Consider the following 15917-nt stretch of genomic DNA (forward strand, 5'->3'; position numbering starts at 1 on the left):
TATGACGGGGAACATTGTCGGCATTAATCCGCTTATTCCTCTACGGAAAAGAGACGTGTGAGTGTTTGAATTTCTGAATATGACTGTATATCAGAATAATATTGCTTTAAGTGATTACCACGTACAGCACAAGGCTATTGACTGAAAAAGATTGCTGAATACATACTTGACACTTGTTAAACTTAAATTGCCGCACAGCGGCAGAGGTAAATTATGGTAGACATATGCACAATAGGACATATAACTCTTGACAAAATAGTCACATCACAATCTGTGAGCTACATGCCAGGGGGCACCTCTTTTTACTTTTCCAAGGCCCTTTTGCATGCCGATATTAAGTATAAATTAATCACGGCTCTTGCCCAGCAAGACTATCACATTGTCGACGATCTTCAGGCCGAAGGGGTTGATGTTGACATTCTGCCAAGTAAACACACTGTTTATTTTCAAAACAGCTACAGCGCCGATCAGAATCATCGGGAACAACAGGTACTGCAAAAGGCAGCTCCCTTTCGGCTCTCTAAAATGCCTGCCATCGATGCGAAACTGTTTCATTTAGGGCCGTTGCTTGCCGATGATATTCCCATAAACGTGATTGAGGATTTGTCGAAACGGGGGATCGTATCGCTCGACATTCAGGGCTATTTACGACGCGTTCGGAATAAGAGAGTGGTGTATCAGGATTGGATTCACAAAAAATATATCCTTCCTTATGTAAGCATTCTGAAGGCAAATGAGTTTGAAATGGAGGTCGTTACCGGCCAGAAAAATGCCTGGGATGGCGCTATGTACCTTGCCGATCTGGGTGTGCGTGAAGTAATTATAACGCTTGGAAGCGAAGGGTCACTAATTTATACCGGAGGTACTTTTTATGAGATTCCGGCTTTCAAGCCCACCGCCGTTGTCGATGCTACCGGTTGTGGCGATACGTACATGGCGGGTTATCTGTTGAAGCGGGTTCAAGGTAGCCACGTAGAAGAAGCTGGCGAGTTTGGAGCTGCACTGGCTACATTGAAAGTGGCATCTTCGGGTCCATTTTCCGGTTCACCTGCGTTGTTTTCAACCTTGCTGGAACATGGGATCGTGGGTTAGTGCTTGTCCAATTTAGATTCTAGAGATTCTTTCGATTCTAATTGATCGTTTAGGTGGTGATTATCAATAGAATCAACCGCACGGGCGCACCCGAGAATCTACTTTGGCCTGTGGTTAAACTATATTTTCCCTTACCCCATCACAATCTTATCCCAATCCGTCTTTTTGTATTGCTGAAGAAGAATCCAGAACGTAGCAATTGATACCGGAATAGCCAGCCAAACGCCATATGGCACAAACGTCAGACCATAATGTGAGAAACCGACTATCCCCAGAACGATGCTAATCAACAGTCCACGAGCGGTAATGTTTTGCTTCAACGCATCCTGTGCCGTTGAGAAGGGCATGTATCGGGTTGACAGGAGAGCTGAACTTGCTACCATTACCAGAGAATTACAGAACGCCAGGAGTACGTCGCTAATCTTATCGGTGCCGTATCGATAGATAATATAAGCGGATAGCAAAAGGTAGAAAGGGATCAGAAGTTTTATGATCAAAGCTTTCAGTGAGCCTGATAAAATAGCGCCCGGTTCGCGAATAGGAGCACTACCGTAGACCCATGCCGCCCGGTAATTATCTGAAACGCCGAGTTGGTAATGCGCAACCATCACGTAAATACTGGCGAAGTACAGAGCAAATAGATAAAAGAAGCTACTTGAACCGAAGGTCTGCCCCTGAATTGACATGACCACCACATAAGCCAGACCAAAGCCCAGTTGTGGGTATGTTTTAAGCTTGAATTTACGGTCGCGGCCCGTTACGCGCCAGGTGAAGGCAAAGGCTGCGCGTTCAAGCGGATTGGTTGTAAATACGTTGGCAAAGCGATCTGTCCAGCCGAGTGTTTGTTGCGTTTCCTGAACAGAGCTCGCTGATTCTGCCGGGCGGCTTTCCTGATCGAGCCCACTGAGTTTCTGGGTAAAATCGGCGGTCAGGAAGCGATTCATAAACCAGAGACCAGCACACGGTGTGACGAATGCAAGTGCCAGAAAAATCAAGTGTATCTGGTCAATAGCTGGCTGAACCACCATATCGACAGCGCCTGCCATCCACATCGGCGGTACCAGATAATGCCACCCCTGGTGTTCAAATGCCTGCGCCAGCCTCATTTCTGGGCCCATTAAGCGGGGCAAAAGTTGATAGCCGCCATAGAACAGAATGGCCATGATGATCTGAAAATAGTTGATCACCTCCCGCAATTTTTCCTCACTAATGAACCGCATCAGCAGGAGGTAGAATACATTCGTCAGAAATACCATCAATACTGACGATAGCAGACTGAGTACCAGAACCAGTACACCCGCCAGCGCTCCAAAACGGGTCGATATAATAAAAACAGCACCTAACGATATGGAAAGGGCAATGGCGAACAGATAACTGGCAATGTGTACAACACGAGCCAGCCAGAGTGTACGACTACTGACAGGCCGGGGTAAAATAATCTGGTTGTCAGATGAATCGAGAATGACCGATGAGAAATCCGAAATAAGCGTCATGGCCGATAGCGCCATAACATAGGCAAATTGCAGGGTGAGCGGAAAAAACATCTGGTCTCTCTCAGGAAAGGTTAATATCCCCAGACCAACAAAGCCACCGAACAGGGTGTAAATCCCTAAAATGCGAATAAAACTACTGTTGTTCTCGCCCGACGGCTTGCCGTAACGCCCCAAACTAATGATGCTACGTCGGTTGTCCATCGTTAGTTTTACGGATACAATAGCCCGCAATTGGCCATAATCGGCACCCAAAGTCCGGAATAGCGGCTGGATTCGGTCAAGTATCCAGAGAATAAACGTGGCCATATTCTCTAGTTTTTCAAAGTGTGAATAAACTCTTCGGCAATGCCCGTTTGGCCTTCGCTACCCGTCAGTTCGGCAAAGAGCTGTTCAAGTGATTCGGGGCGCTGGTGCTGCAATTCGGCAAAGGTGCCATCGGCAATAATCTGCCCCTGATTGATAATAATAATGCGATCCGAAATCTTTTCCACTACGTCCATAATATGCGAACTGTAGAAAACCGTTTTACCACTGTTCGCGAGCTGCCGAATAATTTCTTTAACCAGTACAACTGTATTGGCATCTAAACCCGACAGGGGTTCATCCAGAAAAATGACATCTGGATTATGAAGAAGCCCCGAAATGAGCAACACTTTCTGACGCATCCCTTTCGAGAAGGTCGTCATGCGGGCATTTGTGTACTCATTGAGCTGGAACAGGCGAAGCAATTCAAGAGCCTTATATTCAATTTGTGCGGTTTCTAACCCATACAATTGCCCAATGAATTGTAGGTATTCCATGGGCGTAAGGGTGTCATACAGCGCTGCGTTTTCAGGGACATAGCCAATTCGGCGTTTGATATCCAGCGAGTTCGTTTTCACATCCATGCCTAATATGGTTGCTTCGCCTGTGTAGTCGGGCAGCATGCCGATCAGGATTTTAATGGTTGTAGATTTCCCGGCACCATTAGGACCGATATAACCCACTACTTGCCCGGCCGATACACTCAGGTTAATGCCTTTCAGAACGGGCGTTGATCCGTAGGATTTATAAAGGTCGTGGAGTTGGATGATTGGCGTCATATTCATACATCAATATACGCCAAAAGTCCCATCCAGCAGCAAGCCGAATGGGACTTTTGGTTCTTAGTCAGGATAACTGGTTAAGCTGTTACAGCATCAGCTTCAACCAGATTATGTTTTAACAGGTATTCCGCAATCTGAACCGCGTTGGTAGCCGCTCCTTTGCGTAGGTTATCGGCTACGATCCACATGTTCAGCGTTTTTGGCTGACTTTCATCACGACGGATACGGCCAACGAATACTTCATCTTTCCCGTGCGCTGTTAAAGGCATTGGGTAGATTTTATTGGCTGGGTCATCCTGAACAATAACACCTTCGGTGTTGCTCAGAATCGAAACGATATCGCTTAACTCAAATTCATTTTCGAACTCGATATTCACCGCTTCCGAGTGGCCACCGATGGTTGGAATCCGAACCGTAGTGGCCGTTACCTGAATCGAATCGTCGCCCATGATTTTTTTGGTCTCGTTCACCATCTTCATTTCCTCTTTGGTATAACCATTGTCGAGGAAGACGTCGATGTGGGGCAATACGTTCAAGTCAATTGGGTGTGGGTAAACTTTCGCTACATCTGTATTGCCTGCACGTTCGGCGAAAAGCTGGTCAACGGCTGCTTTACCCGTTCCGGTTACCGACTGATAAGTTGACACAACAACACGTTTGATTTTATACCGATCGTGTAGTGGTTTCAGCGCCACCACCATCTGGATGGTCGAGCAGTTTGGGTTCGCGATGATTTTGTCTTCAGGAGTCAGCGTATCGGCGTTTACTTCAGGTACAACCAGCTTTTTGGTTGGGTCCATACGCCAGGCCGACGAGTTGTCGACAACAACAATACCGGCTTCGGCAAACTTAGGGGCCAGGGCTAACGAGGTACCACCACCCGCCGAAAAAATCGCAATGGCAGGTTTGGCAGCAATAGCATCTTCGAAGCTTACGACTGTGTACGGTTTACCCTTAAACTCAACCTGTTTACCAACCGAACGCTCAGAAGCGACGGGAAGAAGTTCAGATACAGGGAAGTTCCGTTCTGCCAGAACCTTCAGGATTTCGCCACCGACCAGGCCTGTGGCGCCAACGACTGCGATTTTCATACTTATAATGCGGACGGTTGGCCGAAGCCATGGAAATCCGCGGTTAAATGGTTAATAAAAAGCGGGTTTCTACCCGCACTCCGAATTGGAGTGCAAAAGTACGGTAAAACTTTGACGGTCAGGAATTATATTCTAAAAAAATCAGAATCGTCCTACTAAGCCAATGCCAGAATTTGATAGAGATGAATAAGGGGTCAATTGCCAGGAAATTCCCTGCTGCTTCAGTGAACGGTTATAATACTGAACCGATCGACGAAGATGAGGGCCTGGCCGTAACATAAATCCGCCAATAGCGGCTACAATCAGCCCAGAGAAGAAAGTCGTTACGCCCGCTTTTACGGCCGCCGTGTTTGTGCGGTCTGGGACAGAATTACAATACCCATAGCATATGGTGCCATTGCTGACAACCCCTGTTGACGAAAAGGTCCCCTTGCTGGCTTCGCCTGAGTGATCGTTAGAGACGCCCACGATTAAGCCAACGCCCGCTGTTATGAGGCCTCCCGCAATTAGCCAGCCACCCGCATGTCGGCTGGTCATATAGCTTTTAAATTCGCGAATGGCATCAGGATCATTGGAGGCCAATATGTATTGCCCTAAATCTTTTGCGTGTCGAACATCCAATCCATCATACATATACTGCGTTCGTATACTAGTCCCATAACGGCCGTTGTAAGCAGGAACGAGATCGCTTTGAATGGGTTTAAGATTCTCGGCCGAAACAGGCGGAGGTATTCTGTCTTGTTGTGCCCATACATGTAACGGGCCTAGAAAGAGTAAAAGCAGAATTTTTTTCATAGTTGCTGTTCTTTTAAGAAAGTTAACAACAGCTAGGCACTTATTATATTAAAATATAAATAAACTTTGATTAGATGTTGCTAATACCGATTAGGTGGTATTGATAGGACTTTTTTTAACAAAATCTTAACTACTTAAAGCTAAATAACTGTCTAGGTGTGATGCAGGTATCCAATCTGATATCCGTCACTTCAATAGCGTCAATTGCTTCAATCGGATCGAAAAACGAAAGCCCCACTTTTAAGCAGTCTGGTCGACAACTGGCTAAAAAACGATCATAATAGCCTCCGCCATAACCAACCCGGTGTCCTTGTGTATCGAATACTAAAAGTGGTACGAGAACTAGATCGATTTGATGACTATCAATGGCCGATTTCTGCGTAACATCAACCGGCTCAGGAATGCCCCAGCGATTTTCCTGCAAGCGCGTATCCGGATATAAAGGGTAGTGAGTGAGCTGATTAGCTGCGATATCGGTTACTGAGATGGCAAGCGTTATTTGTGGGAATTGTTTCCAGATGGAATTAATAATTAGCCACGTATCAACTTCATGTTGCCGCCGAATTGGCAAGAACGTATGAATCAGCAACGGTTTTGTGGCCAAATCCGTCTGGATAAGAAAATCTAGAAAACGCTGTGCTATTGCCTGACTCCGGTGCGCGACCTCATCGGCTACCAACGCTTGCCGCCTGTCCAGATACTCACGACGTAGCTCCGCTTTATTCATACGCTGTAGCTCTTACTCCAAACAAAGCTGCATTCGGTAATCGAATGGATTGAAAACGGCTAGCATTTTCTGGAGAAACTGGCGATCTGTCAGGTAAAATGTCAGGAAGTTTTCGCTTCGTTCCTGTAAACCTCCATTGGGGAAAAGCTCGTTTTTAACGGCCAGTAATTGCCGAACGCCCGTTTCCTGATTTCGCTCTTCGGCCCGTCGCATTTTCTTTTCGAGTCGGGCAACGGCGTTGGCAAACCGCTTGGTTTCGGCCAGAACGGCTTTTTCGAGCGTCGGATCGACCATCTGCGCTTTATGCAAAATAGCATCCAGCGCCTTGTTTACCGTCTTGTTCTCATTATCGAACTTAAGGGCATGTCGGGCATGGTGTTCTACATACGCATGTTTGAGCGTAAGGGTATCCTGAAAGAGTTCTTCGGGGGTGAGGCCGAGCTTGCAGATACGCTTCGCACTGACAGCGGGAACATACATGGCAAAATTACGCGGCATTAATATCGGGAACGCTGTCTGAAAATGTTCAAAAACGCCTTTCAACTGCAACCAGTAAGGCACCTCAGACGGCCCTCCGATATAGGCCAGGTTTGGCAGAATTGTTTCCTGATAAAGTGGACGTAAGACAACGTTCGGGCTAAAGCGTTCGGGGTTCTGCTCTAAAATGTCTAGTAACTCAGGCTCCGAAAATTTTAGCTGTGTATTAATTATTTTATACGTGCCATCTCCCTTACGTTCAATACGTTCACGAAGTTGATCGTCGAGGTAAAACAGATTGATATCACGCGGGGCGATTACCGTTTTATACCCTAGATTTTCCAGTTCCTGCGTTTTTTGTTGGACTAGTTCTCCTGAACGATGATGAATAAGTTCATCCCGCATAACAGGCGCGAAAAGGCGTTTGAGGGCCGCATCGTCGGCGTCCAGACAAACTAATCCTTCGGCACCAAACAATTCATTGATATAGTACCGAACGGCATTTGCTAAGGTGTCCTGATTGAAATAGGCTTCTTCAAACAAAGCTAGTTTCTCCGGAATCTGGGTAAACAGCGCTTTTAGCTCCTGTGGATTCATCCTTCCAACAGCACCACGCTGTTCGGTTTGCCAGACGTAACTTCTCCCGAACATCGAAAAATGGTTGATTTCGGCGAAGTCGTGATCTTCGGTGGCCATCCAGTACACAGGCACGAAATTGTAATCGGGATACGTTTCTTTCAGCTTTCGGGCCAGATTAATGGTCGTAATGAGCTTATAAACAATGTATAATGGCCCCGTGAAAATATTCAGCTGATGGCCCGTTGTAACGGTAAATGTATTGGGCTGAAGTAATACGGAAAAATCAGGCTTGTTGGCAATACCCGCATATTGCCGCTCAAGCGTATTGACTAAAACCTGCCGTTTCGATGCATCAAATGACTTATCAGCAATCTGCCCGCCAAAAGCAGCTACGTCCGGAAAGCGATTATAAAAAGGAGTTAAACTATCTTTTTTGTTGATGTAATCTAGGAATAGTGACGAAAACTGGCCGGTTGAGGTAAGCGGCAGGTACTGACAGTCCATGCGATGGGCGGGGGTTGGGATTTATTCGGCTCAACAACGGAAAAACCCGCAAGGTTCGGGTTGTGCACCACGATTCGCTTGCGGGTTTCTAAACTCAGGAGACAACCTCTCCGTATAAATCAAAATCATCGGCTCGGTTAATGCGTACGTTCGCAAAATCGCCCATCCGAACGTACTGACTGGCTGGTACCAATACTTCGTTGTCCACTTCGGGTGAGTCAGCTTCGGTACGACCAATAAAGTAGCCGCCTTCTTTCCGATCAAACAGCACTTTGTACGTTTGCCCGACTTTCTTCTGGTTCAGTTCGTGCGAAATGCCCTGTTGCAACTCCATAAGCTCGTCGGCTCGTTCCTGTTTAATATCAGCTGGAACATCGTCGGGCATAGTAAACGAGTGAGTCTGATCTTCGTGAGAGTAGGTAAACACGCCCATCCGATCGAAACGCATCCGTTCTACGAATTCATACGTCTCCCCAAACATAGCTTCCGTTTCACCGGGGTGTCCCACGATTAGCGTTGTGCGGAGCGTAATACCCGGTACCCGGTCACGAATGGTATGAATCAGGTCTTCGGTTTTTTCTCGCGTAATACCCCGACGCATGAGTTTCAGCAACTCAGTTGAACCCGCCTGTAACGGCATGTCCAGGTAATTACAAACGTTTGGGCGATCTCGCATTACATCCAGTACTTCCAGCGGGAAGCCTGATGGATAGGCGTACTGCAACCGAATCCAGTCAATGCCTTCTACATCGGCTAACTGATTGATGAGGTCCGCAAGGTTACGTTTTTTATAGAGATCAAGACCATAATAGGTCAAATCCTGAGCGATGAGAATTAATTCTTTGGTGCCTCGCCGAGCTAACGACTTTGCTTCGGTGATCAGCTCTTCTATTGGGCGTGATACGTGTCCTCCGCGCATAAGCGGAATAGCACAGAATGAACAGGGACGGTCGCAGCCTTCGGCAATTTTTAGATAGGCGTAGTGAGCCGGAGTTGTCAGGAGTCGTTCGCCAACGAGTTCGTGTTTGTAATCGGCACGGAGCGTTTTCAGCATTCGAGGCAACTCGTTAGTGCCAAACCAGGCATCAACGGTCGGCATTTCGACTTCGAGTTCGTCTTTGTAACGGTGCGATAAACAACCCGTTACGTAAACTTTATCGACAATCCCAGCTTCTTTCGCATCGACATAGCGCAAAATGGTATTGATCGACTCTTCTTTCGCATTGTCGATAAAACCACACGTATTGATCACGACAATGTTGGCATCGTCTTTTTTCGATTCGTGCGTCACGTTCATACCATTGCCCTTGAGTTGCGTAAACAGCACCTCCGAATCCACGAGGTTCTTTGAGCAACCGAGCGTGACGATATTGATTTTATTAGTACGTACTCCTTTGGTTTTCATTCGTAACGCGGACATCCTGTCCGCTTTGTTGAAAGCTATTGCGGACAGGATGTCCGCGTTACATTAAAACACTGCCTGATGCGTAATCTCAACCTTAATTTTCGCGCTCTTCCCGGCCTCAACAGTTACCGGAAAAATGTTGTTCTTGGTGTCATATAAGTTGGCGTATAAGCCTTTTGGCTCCTGCACAATTACCGAATATCGTCCTTTGGGAAGATTGACACAGAATGTGCCATCTTTTCCTGACTTGACCGTCTTGATTGGTTTGACTAAACCCACCGAATTAATAAAGCCATTGTCGCCAGCTTCAACCTGACTCACATTCAACAAGGGAAAAATGAGTACCTCGCGCTCAGCAGGAGCGCCGTTAGCGTTAGGTCTGGGTGAGCCTGGGCCCGGCATATGATTACCCTGCTTTACCAGCACAGTTCCGCATATTCCCTGAAGCGCAGCTGTACTGGCCATTTTTTGCCGTTGAATTTTCTGGGCAATCGTGGTAGCCGATGTACCGAGAAATAAAACCAGTAAGATTGTTGTGATACGTATCATTTCTTAAAGAACGAATCCACAAACTCCATCTTGTTGAATGTTTGCAAGTCCTCTATTTTCTCGCCAACGCCAATGTATTTAACCGGAATTTTAAATTGATCTGAAATTCCAATAACTACACCACCCTTGGCCGTTCCATCTAGTTTGGTGATGGCAAGTGCCGTAACCTCGGTTGCTTTTGTGAATTCGGTTGCCTGAATAAACGCATTTTGCCCGGTTGAGCCGTCTAACACCAAAAGTACCTCGTGCGGTGCATCGGGAGTGAACTTCTGCATGACGCGCTTAATCTTGGTCAGCTCGTTCATCAGGTTAATTTTGGTATGTAACCGACCAGCTGTGTCTATAATGACCACATCGGCGTTCATATCGGTTGCTTTTTTAACAGCATCGAAGGCCACTGCCGAAGGATCGGTGTTCATTCCATGCGAAATGACGGGTACACCAACGCGATCGCCCCAGAGTTTGAGTTGATCTACGGCTGCTGCCCGGAACGTATCGCCAGCGCCTAATACAACCTGTTTGCCACGTTTGTGAAATTGAGCCGCCAGTTTGCCAATCGTTGTGGTTTTGCCAACGCCATTAACACCGACAACCATAATTACATAGGGCTTCTTCCCGACAGGTAAATCAAAGTCGTCGGGGACATCGCTAGTGTTATTATCCGAAAGCAAGGTGGCAATCTCTTCGCGGAGTATCCGGTCGAGTTCGTCGGTGCCCATGTATTTGTCGCGGGCAACGCGTTCTTCGATCTGGCGTATAATTTTGACAGTTGTTTCAACGCCTACATCCGATGAAATGAGAACATTCTCGAGTTCGTCGAGAACTTCTTCGTCAATGGTCGATTTGCCAACGACGGCCCGGCCAAGTTTCGAGAAAAAACTGTCTTTCGTTTTCTCTAATCCTTTGTCGAGTGTTTCTTTTTTTTCTTTCGAGAATAAGCCGAATAGAGCCATAAAAATGGGGCCGCTCGTGCGGTCGTGAGTCGATAGTGGATTAGCAATCAATGATTAACTTTACTGTGTCAGCCTGTATATGGGCAGGCGCGGGCATAGTGTATTAACTATTGACTGGTTCAACAAAACTACAGCAAAAAAAGTCCCACAGAACCATGAAGGCTGTGGGACAAATTTCTTTGTACAGAAACGGGTTCTCCAGGGCGCCGATTCGTCGACGTGGTTAACGTAGTCAAGACTAGCTTTTCAGCGCAGCCTGAATTTCATCAACGGGAACCATTTCTTCTTTGAAGGTATAAGCGCCAGTTTTAGGCGATTTCACGGCTTTGATGATTTTGGCGAATGCCTTGCCGTTATCCTTCGTTTTCAGGGTTGCAACTACCTTTTTTGCCATGTCGATTTTGCAGTTTATGGTTTACGGTTCTCGGTTTTCGGATGCAAATTCAGATTATTATCTGCTGTAAACCGAAAACTATAAACCTAAAACCTATTTAATTTCTTTATGTACCGTTACTTTCTTCAGAAACGGGTTGTATTTCTTCCGTTCGATACGCGCTGGCGTATTTTTCCGGTTTTTCGTGGTGATGTACCGGGACATGCCGGGTACACCGCTGTCTTTTTGCTCGGTGCATTCCAGAATAACCTGGATTCTATTGGCGCCTTTCTTTGCCATCGCTAATGTTCGTTTTCTCGATAAGGAGCGCAAAGGTACGGAATTACTTTTATTTAGCCAATAGCTTTTTAAGAAAAACTGATGATTTGTAATGAATTAGGTCAGAAAAGTGCGTAAAGTTTGGCAATCGGATTCCCGCTTTCGACCTTTGGTGCTGTCATGACCACGCAAACAATTCAATACGAGTACGCTCCCGGCCATTTCCGGGCTTCGGAACCTGGCGTCTATCGACCCGAAATGCTTCAGGAAGGGGAGATGATTCTGAATATGGGACCGCAACACCCATCAACGCATGGTGTATTGCGGCTCGAAGTGGTTACCGATGGAGAAATTATTGTTGACGTAGTTCCGCATCTAGGTTATCTGCACCGTTGTTTTGAGAAACATGCGCAGTCATTGCCCTTCAATCAGGCAATTCCGTTCGTAGATCGACTCGATTATCTGGCTGCAATGAACTGCGAACATGCCTTTGTGATGGGCGTTGAGCGAATGCTGGGTATTCAGAACGATATTCCGAAACGTACCGAATACATCCGGGTGCTGGTAGCCGAATTGAATCGTATTGCGGCCCACTTTGTCGGCATTGGGACATACGCACTCGATATTGGTGCCTATACGCCTTTTCTCTGGCTCATGCGCGATCGTGAGCATATTCAGCGGCTGCTCGAGTGGGTAAGTGGGGCCCGGATGTTGTATAATTATATTTGGGTAGGGGGCTTATTTTATGATCTTCCGGTAGGGTTTGAAGAACGATGCCGGGAGTTCATTTCCTATTTGAAACCCAAATTAGTAGAGCTACAACAGCTGGTTATTGAGAATGATATTTTCATAAAACGAACGGCTAATGTGGGCGTTCTTCCCTTACCCGTTGCCATTAATTATGGCTGTACAGGCCCGATGCTTCGTGGTTCTGGATTACGGTATGATTTACGTCGGGTAGATGGTTATTCGGTTTACCCTGAGCTAGACTTCGATATTCCGATTGGCGAAGGGAAGATGGGAACGGTTGGCGATTGCTGGGATCGCAACAATGTACGGGTACTAGAGTGTCACGAATCTATTCGCATTATTGAGCAGTGTTTGGATCAACTTATGGGTGATCATAGACGTACCCGTGACTACGATCCACAAGCAGTTGTGCCAAAGAAAATTCGCCCTAAAGCAATGGATTTCTACGCTCGTGCTGAAAGTGCTAAGGGTGAACTTGGCTTTTTCTTTCGCACGGATGGCAAATCAGACGTGCCTGTGCGCTGCAAATCCCGCTCGTGTTGCTTTCACAATCTGTCCGTCATTCACGAAATCAGCCGGGGCGCTATGCTAGCCGATTTGGTAGCGATAATCGGATCAATTGATGTCGTGATGGGGGAAGTGGATCGGTGATGTCTGGGCTAAGCTCCGGCTTGGCCCGTAAAATCTATTGGCCAAGCCGGAGCTTGGCCCAGACTCATTCTAACACCAATATATCGGGCGTATTCCGACCCAAACCATCATAATCCAGACCATAACCCAAAACGAATTTGTTTTCGATTTCGAATCCAACGTACTGTAAGTCAATTGGCTTTTGTAGGGCTTCTGGTTTGAAGAGTAATGTCGCGATTGCCAGCGATGAGGGACCTTGTGCCTGAAGTTGATCGCGTATGTCGCAGAGGGTTTTGCCTGTGTCGACAATATCTTCGACCACAATAAGGTCACGGTTGGCAACAGATTCGGTAAGGCCCAGGATTTCTTTCAGTTGCCCGGTCGATTCCGTTCCTTTGTAGGAGGAGACTCGGAGAAACGTGATTTCACAGGGAATTGTTAAACGCTTTGCCAGATCAGCCGCGAATAAAAAAGCCCCGTTCAGGACAACGACTATGAGGGGAGTTTTACCAGCGTATGCCTGATTAATTTGTTCGGCCAGTTCCTGAATGCGTTCCTGAATCGCTTCGGAAGTAATAAACGGGACAAACGTTTTATCTTTTATCGTTATCATATCGGTGTCTGTGGGGCGGCAAAGATACGCCGATAGTGAGGTCGTGGACAAAAAAACGATGGAAAAATAACAATTGGCAAACGCAGAGCCAGCAGTTTACGTTGATATACTAACTAATTGATTTTGACGAAATGAAGAAATTTGTGTTGACGGTTTGGCTGATGAGTATGGCTAGTTTAGCCCAGGCTCAGCTTTATGATCCGTCGGCGTTTGATAAAAAGTATGATGGTCTATTGAAGCATCCAGGCGTTCAGATTGAATCGGCGGAGGCTATCAATCAGATGTACAACTATAAGTTCTACGAAGCCGACAAAGAGTTTCGGTGGCTGCGTTTGCGTTATCCGAAACACCCAATGCCGACGTTCTTAATGGGGCTGGCCGAGTGGTGGAAAATCGTTCCAAATACCGACGTCACAGATTATGATGACCAGTGCTTAATGTACATGGATTCGACCATTACATTGGCCGAAGAATTATACGATAACAGTGAGAACAAGCTCGAACCGGCATTTTTCCTGGCAGCTGCTTACGCCTTTAAAAGCCGACTTTATTCGGAGCGAAAAAAATGGACAAAGGCCACCTTTGCGGGTAAGAATGCCCTAAAGTACTTTGAGAAATGTAAGGGGAATGCCGATTTCAGTCCTGAACTGCTCTTTGGGGATGGGATGTACAATTATTACGCCCAGTGGATTCCCGAAAATTACCCATTACTGAAGCCAATCCTGATCTTTTTTCCCAAAGGGAATAAAGCAAACGGGATCAAAGAGTTAGAGAAAACGGCGAATACGGCTTTCTATACACGTGTTGAAGCCCGTTACTTTCTGGTTCAGATTTATAGTATGGAGAATCAGTACGATAAAGCGTATCAGATGTCGAAGTACATGGCTGAGCAATATCCTGATAACCCATTCTTTGAGCGGTACTTTGCCCGGTCGGCCTTTGTAACAGGGCGCTTGAACGAAGCCGAACGGATTTCTAAAGATATTCTGGAAAAAGTGAGTCGCACGCAGTCTGGTTATGAGGGCGTTAGCGGACGGACAGCGGCCTATATCCTGGCCTACGTTAACAGCGTGTTTTATAACAACGTAGCCGAAGCGAAGAAATACTACCAACAATCGGTAGACTTCTCGAAGCAGACAAATTCGACAACGTCGGGGTATTATTTATCGTCGTTGATCGGATTGGCGAAGATTGCGAATGGAGAGAAAAACTACGACCTGGCCCAGACCTACTTTAATGAAGTACTAGACAAAGCGGAACGAAAATCCAGTCAGTACAAGGAGGCTAAAAAAGCGCTTGATGACGCGAAAAAGGCAAGACGGGAGGAGCGAAGGAAGAGGAAGGAATGAGTTTTGATATATATGATGTATGATATAGGATGTATGTTTTAACCTGAATACATATATCCTATATCATACATCATATATATCATGGAATTGGCAACACTTTGCTTTCCTTAAAAGTCGACATGATAACCATGGTTTGAGTGCTGGCTACTTCGTCAATTTCGTTGATTACATCGAGCATCAGAGCCTGATACGACGAGATATCTTTCGAAATCACCTTGAGTAGAAAGTCTCCTGAGCCAGTGATGTGGTGGCATTCGATAATTTCGGGAATCTGATTCACCCGATCCACAAACGACATTGTTGTGTCTTTTTTGTGGCCAACCAGCGTCACCATAACGAATGTGGTTACGCCCAGGCCAATTTTCTCCCGGCTTAACTGAGCATGATAGCTCTGAATAATTCCTGAGGTTTCTAGTTTTTTTACCCGCTCAAGTGTAGGGGCTGGCGAAAGGCCAATTTCTTTAGAAAGCTGTGCGTTAGTAATTTTAGCGTTAGCTTGTAAAATCTCTAATACGTTGCGATCTATCTGATCTAATTTATGAATTGACATAAACGGAGGTCGTCTGTTGAATTAGAATTTGTGTGCAGAACGGTGCAAATCTACTATCTTTTACAATAGAAAATTCTTAAAAACGTATGAATATTTAAAAAAGGCAAAACAAATATTGCATATCTTCCTCATAAACGGCACAATATTAAGCTTTATAGAGTAGTTGCCAAATCCTATTTTTATCATTCGGTAGTATTCGTATGATGTAGAGTTCGTTACTTCTTGTTGTCAGTTAACTTCTTTGACTTGATAGCCTCATTTGTTCGGGCTAATCCAGCTTTTCGATCGGTTCGATTTTTTCTATTGCTGTATATTGTTTGTACAATTTATACCGAATAGGATTTGATGTTCGTATTAATAAAGTCGAATGTCATACAACCATTGTTTAGGCATGTGAACCAATCGAGTTGCGTTGTATGAAAATGCAGAAAAAGGAAAATTTGCCAACTAAACTTTGCCCGGCCTGTAATCGGCCGTTTAGCTGGCGGAAAAAATGGGAGAAAAATTGGGAACATGTCGTGTATTGTAGCGAGGCTTGTCGACGAAGTGGCAAGCGGCAAAAAACAAGCCCAGATCCAGAATAAGTATGACAAATCTAAACTATCGTTATTTTTGTCGATTAA

At 45.9% G+C, this 15917-nt stretch carries 17 protein-coding genes; 4 read left to right on the forward strand and 13 right to left on the reverse strand.

Features of this window, described 5'->3' with window-relative positions:
• Positions 1 to 273 precede the first annotated feature (273 nt).
• On the forward strand, positions 274 to 1092 hold the full coding sequence (locus H3H32_RS31810; RefSeq protein WP_374191793.1) for a PfkB family carbohydrate kinase: 819 nt from the start codon (positions 274 to 276) through the stop codon (positions 1090 to 1092).
• Between the two features lie 131 nt (positions 1093 to 1223).
• Here the strand turns inward: H3H32_RS31810 and H3H32_RS31815 are convergent, their stop codons facing one another.
• The 11 genes from H3H32_RS31815 to rpmG all read right to left on the reverse strand — a co-directional run bounded on the left by H3H32_RS31815 (position 1224) and on the right by rpmG (position 11423).
• Positions 1224 to 2891, reverse strand: a complete 1668-nt coding sequence (locus H3H32_RS31815; RefSeq protein ID WP_182459758.1) for a hypothetical protein — start codon at positions 2889 to 2891, stop codon at positions 1224 to 1226.
• Positions 2892 to 2896: 5 nt separating this feature from the next.
• Positions 2897 to 3673, reverse strand: coding sequence for an ABC transporter ATP-binding protein (locus tag H3H32_RS31820; RefSeq protein ID WP_182459759.1), 777 nt, complete (start codon positions 3671 to 3673; stop codon positions 2897 to 2899).
• A gap of 74 nt (positions 3674 to 3747) precedes the next feature.
• Positions 3748 to 4761, reverse strand: coding sequence for an aspartate-semialdehyde dehydrogenase (locus tag H3H32_RS31825; protein ID WP_182459760.1), 1014 nt, complete (start codon positions 4759 to 4761; stop codon positions 3748 to 3750).
• Positions 4762 to 4902: 141 nt separating this feature from the next.
• A complete protein-coding gene (locus H3H32_RS31830) occupies positions 4903 to 5556 on the reverse strand; it encodes a hypothetical protein (protein WP_182459761.1) in 654 nt (217 codons plus the stop codon).
• 130 nt (positions 5557 to 5686) lie between these two features.
• Complete coding sequence (locus H3H32_RS31835; protein WP_182459762.1) at positions 5687 to 6283, reverse strand: 5-formyltetrahydrofolate cyclo-ligase; 597 nt, start codon at positions 6281 to 6283, stop codon at positions 5687 to 5689.
• Between the two features lie 12 nt (positions 6284 to 6295).
• Positions 6296 to 7843, reverse strand: coding sequence for a bacillithiol biosynthesis cysteine-adding enzyme BshC (gene bshC / locus H3H32_RS31840; protein ID WP_182459763.1), 1548 nt, complete (start codon positions 7841 to 7843; stop codon positions 6296 to 6298).
• Positions 7844 to 7937: 94 nt separating this feature from the next.
• A complete protein-coding gene (rimO, locus tag H3H32_RS31845) occupies positions 7938 to 9248 on the reverse strand; it encodes a 30S ribosomal protein S12 methylthiotransferase RimO (protein ID WP_182459764.1) in 1311 nt (436 codons plus the stop codon).
• Positions 9249 to 9311: 63 nt separating this feature from the next.
• On the reverse strand, positions 9312 to 9797 hold the full coding sequence (locus tag H3H32_RS31850; protein WP_240543556.1) for a hypothetical protein: 486 nt from the start codon (positions 9795 to 9797) through the stop codon (positions 9312 to 9314).
• Positions 9794 to 10750, reverse strand: coding sequence for a signal recognition particle-docking protein FtsY (gene ftsY, locus H3H32_RS31855; protein ID WP_182464547.1), 957 nt, complete (start codon positions 10748 to 10750; stop codon positions 9794 to 9796). Before ftsY ends, H3H32_RS31850 begins: the two co-directional genes overlap by 4 nt.
• Positions 10751 to 10988: 238 nt before the next feature.
• Complete coding sequence (locus H3H32_RS31860) at positions 10989 to 11144, reverse strand: DUF4295 domain-containing protein (RefSeq protein WP_182459765.1); 156 nt, start codon at positions 11142 to 11144, stop codon at positions 10989 to 10991.
• 93 nt (positions 11145 to 11237) lie between these two features.
• The gene (gene rpmG / locus H3H32_RS31865; RefSeq protein WP_111346404.1) at positions 11238 to 11423 is read right to left on the reverse strand and encodes a 50S ribosomal protein L33; all 186 of its coding nucleotides are present in this window, start codon (positions 11421 to 11423) and stop codon (positions 11238 to 11240) included.
• 159 nt (positions 11424 to 11582) lie between these two features.
• On the opposite strand from rpmG, the gene H3H32_RS31870 reads away from it, so the two are divergent.
• Entirely contained in the window at positions 11583 to 12803 is a 1221-nt protein-coding gene (locus tag H3H32_RS31870; RefSeq protein WP_182459766.1) for an NADH-quinone oxidoreductase subunit D, read from the forward strand.
• A gap of 64 nt (positions 12804 to 12867) precedes the next feature.
• Here H3H32_RS31870 and hpt read toward each other — a convergent pair whose 3' ends face one another.
• Positions 12868 to 13395: a hypoxanthine phosphoribosyltransferase gene (gene hpt / locus H3H32_RS31875; RefSeq protein ID WP_182459767.1), complete on the reverse strand. Its 528-nt coding sequence runs from the start codon at positions 13393 to 13395 to the stop codon at positions 12868 to 12870.
• A 131-nt stretch (positions 13396 to 13526) separates the two neighbouring features.
• Here hpt and H3H32_RS31880 point away from each other — a divergent pair, with 131 nt between their 5' ends.
• Positions 13527 to 14744: a tetratricopeptide repeat protein gene (locus tag H3H32_RS31880; protein WP_182459768.1), complete on the forward strand. Its 1218-nt coding sequence runs from the start codon at positions 13527 to 13529 to the stop codon at positions 14742 to 14744.
• A gap of 79 nt (positions 14745 to 14823) precedes the next feature.
• On the opposite strand, the gene H3H32_RS31885 is transcribed toward H3H32_RS31880, so the two are convergent.
• Positions 14824 to 15294, reverse strand: coding sequence for an Lrp/AsnC family transcriptional regulator (locus H3H32_RS31885; RefSeq protein WP_157587953.1), 471 nt, complete (start codon positions 15292 to 15294; stop codon positions 14824 to 14826).
• A 422-nt stretch (positions 15295 to 15716) separates the two neighbouring features.
• Here H3H32_RS31885 and H3H32_RS31890 point away from each other — a divergent pair, with 422 nt between their 5' ends.
• Complete coding sequence (locus H3H32_RS31890) at positions 15717 to 15878, forward strand: DUF2256 domain-containing protein (RefSeq protein ID WP_182464548.1); 162 nt, start codon at positions 15717 to 15719, stop codon at positions 15876 to 15878.
• Positions 15879 to 15917: the final 39 nt, after the last annotated feature.

The sequence above is a fragment of the Spirosoma foliorum genome (genome assembly GCF_014117325.1).
GTDB lineage: Bacteria > Bacteroidota > Bacteroidia > Cytophagales > Spirosomataceae > Spirosoma > Spirosoma foliorum.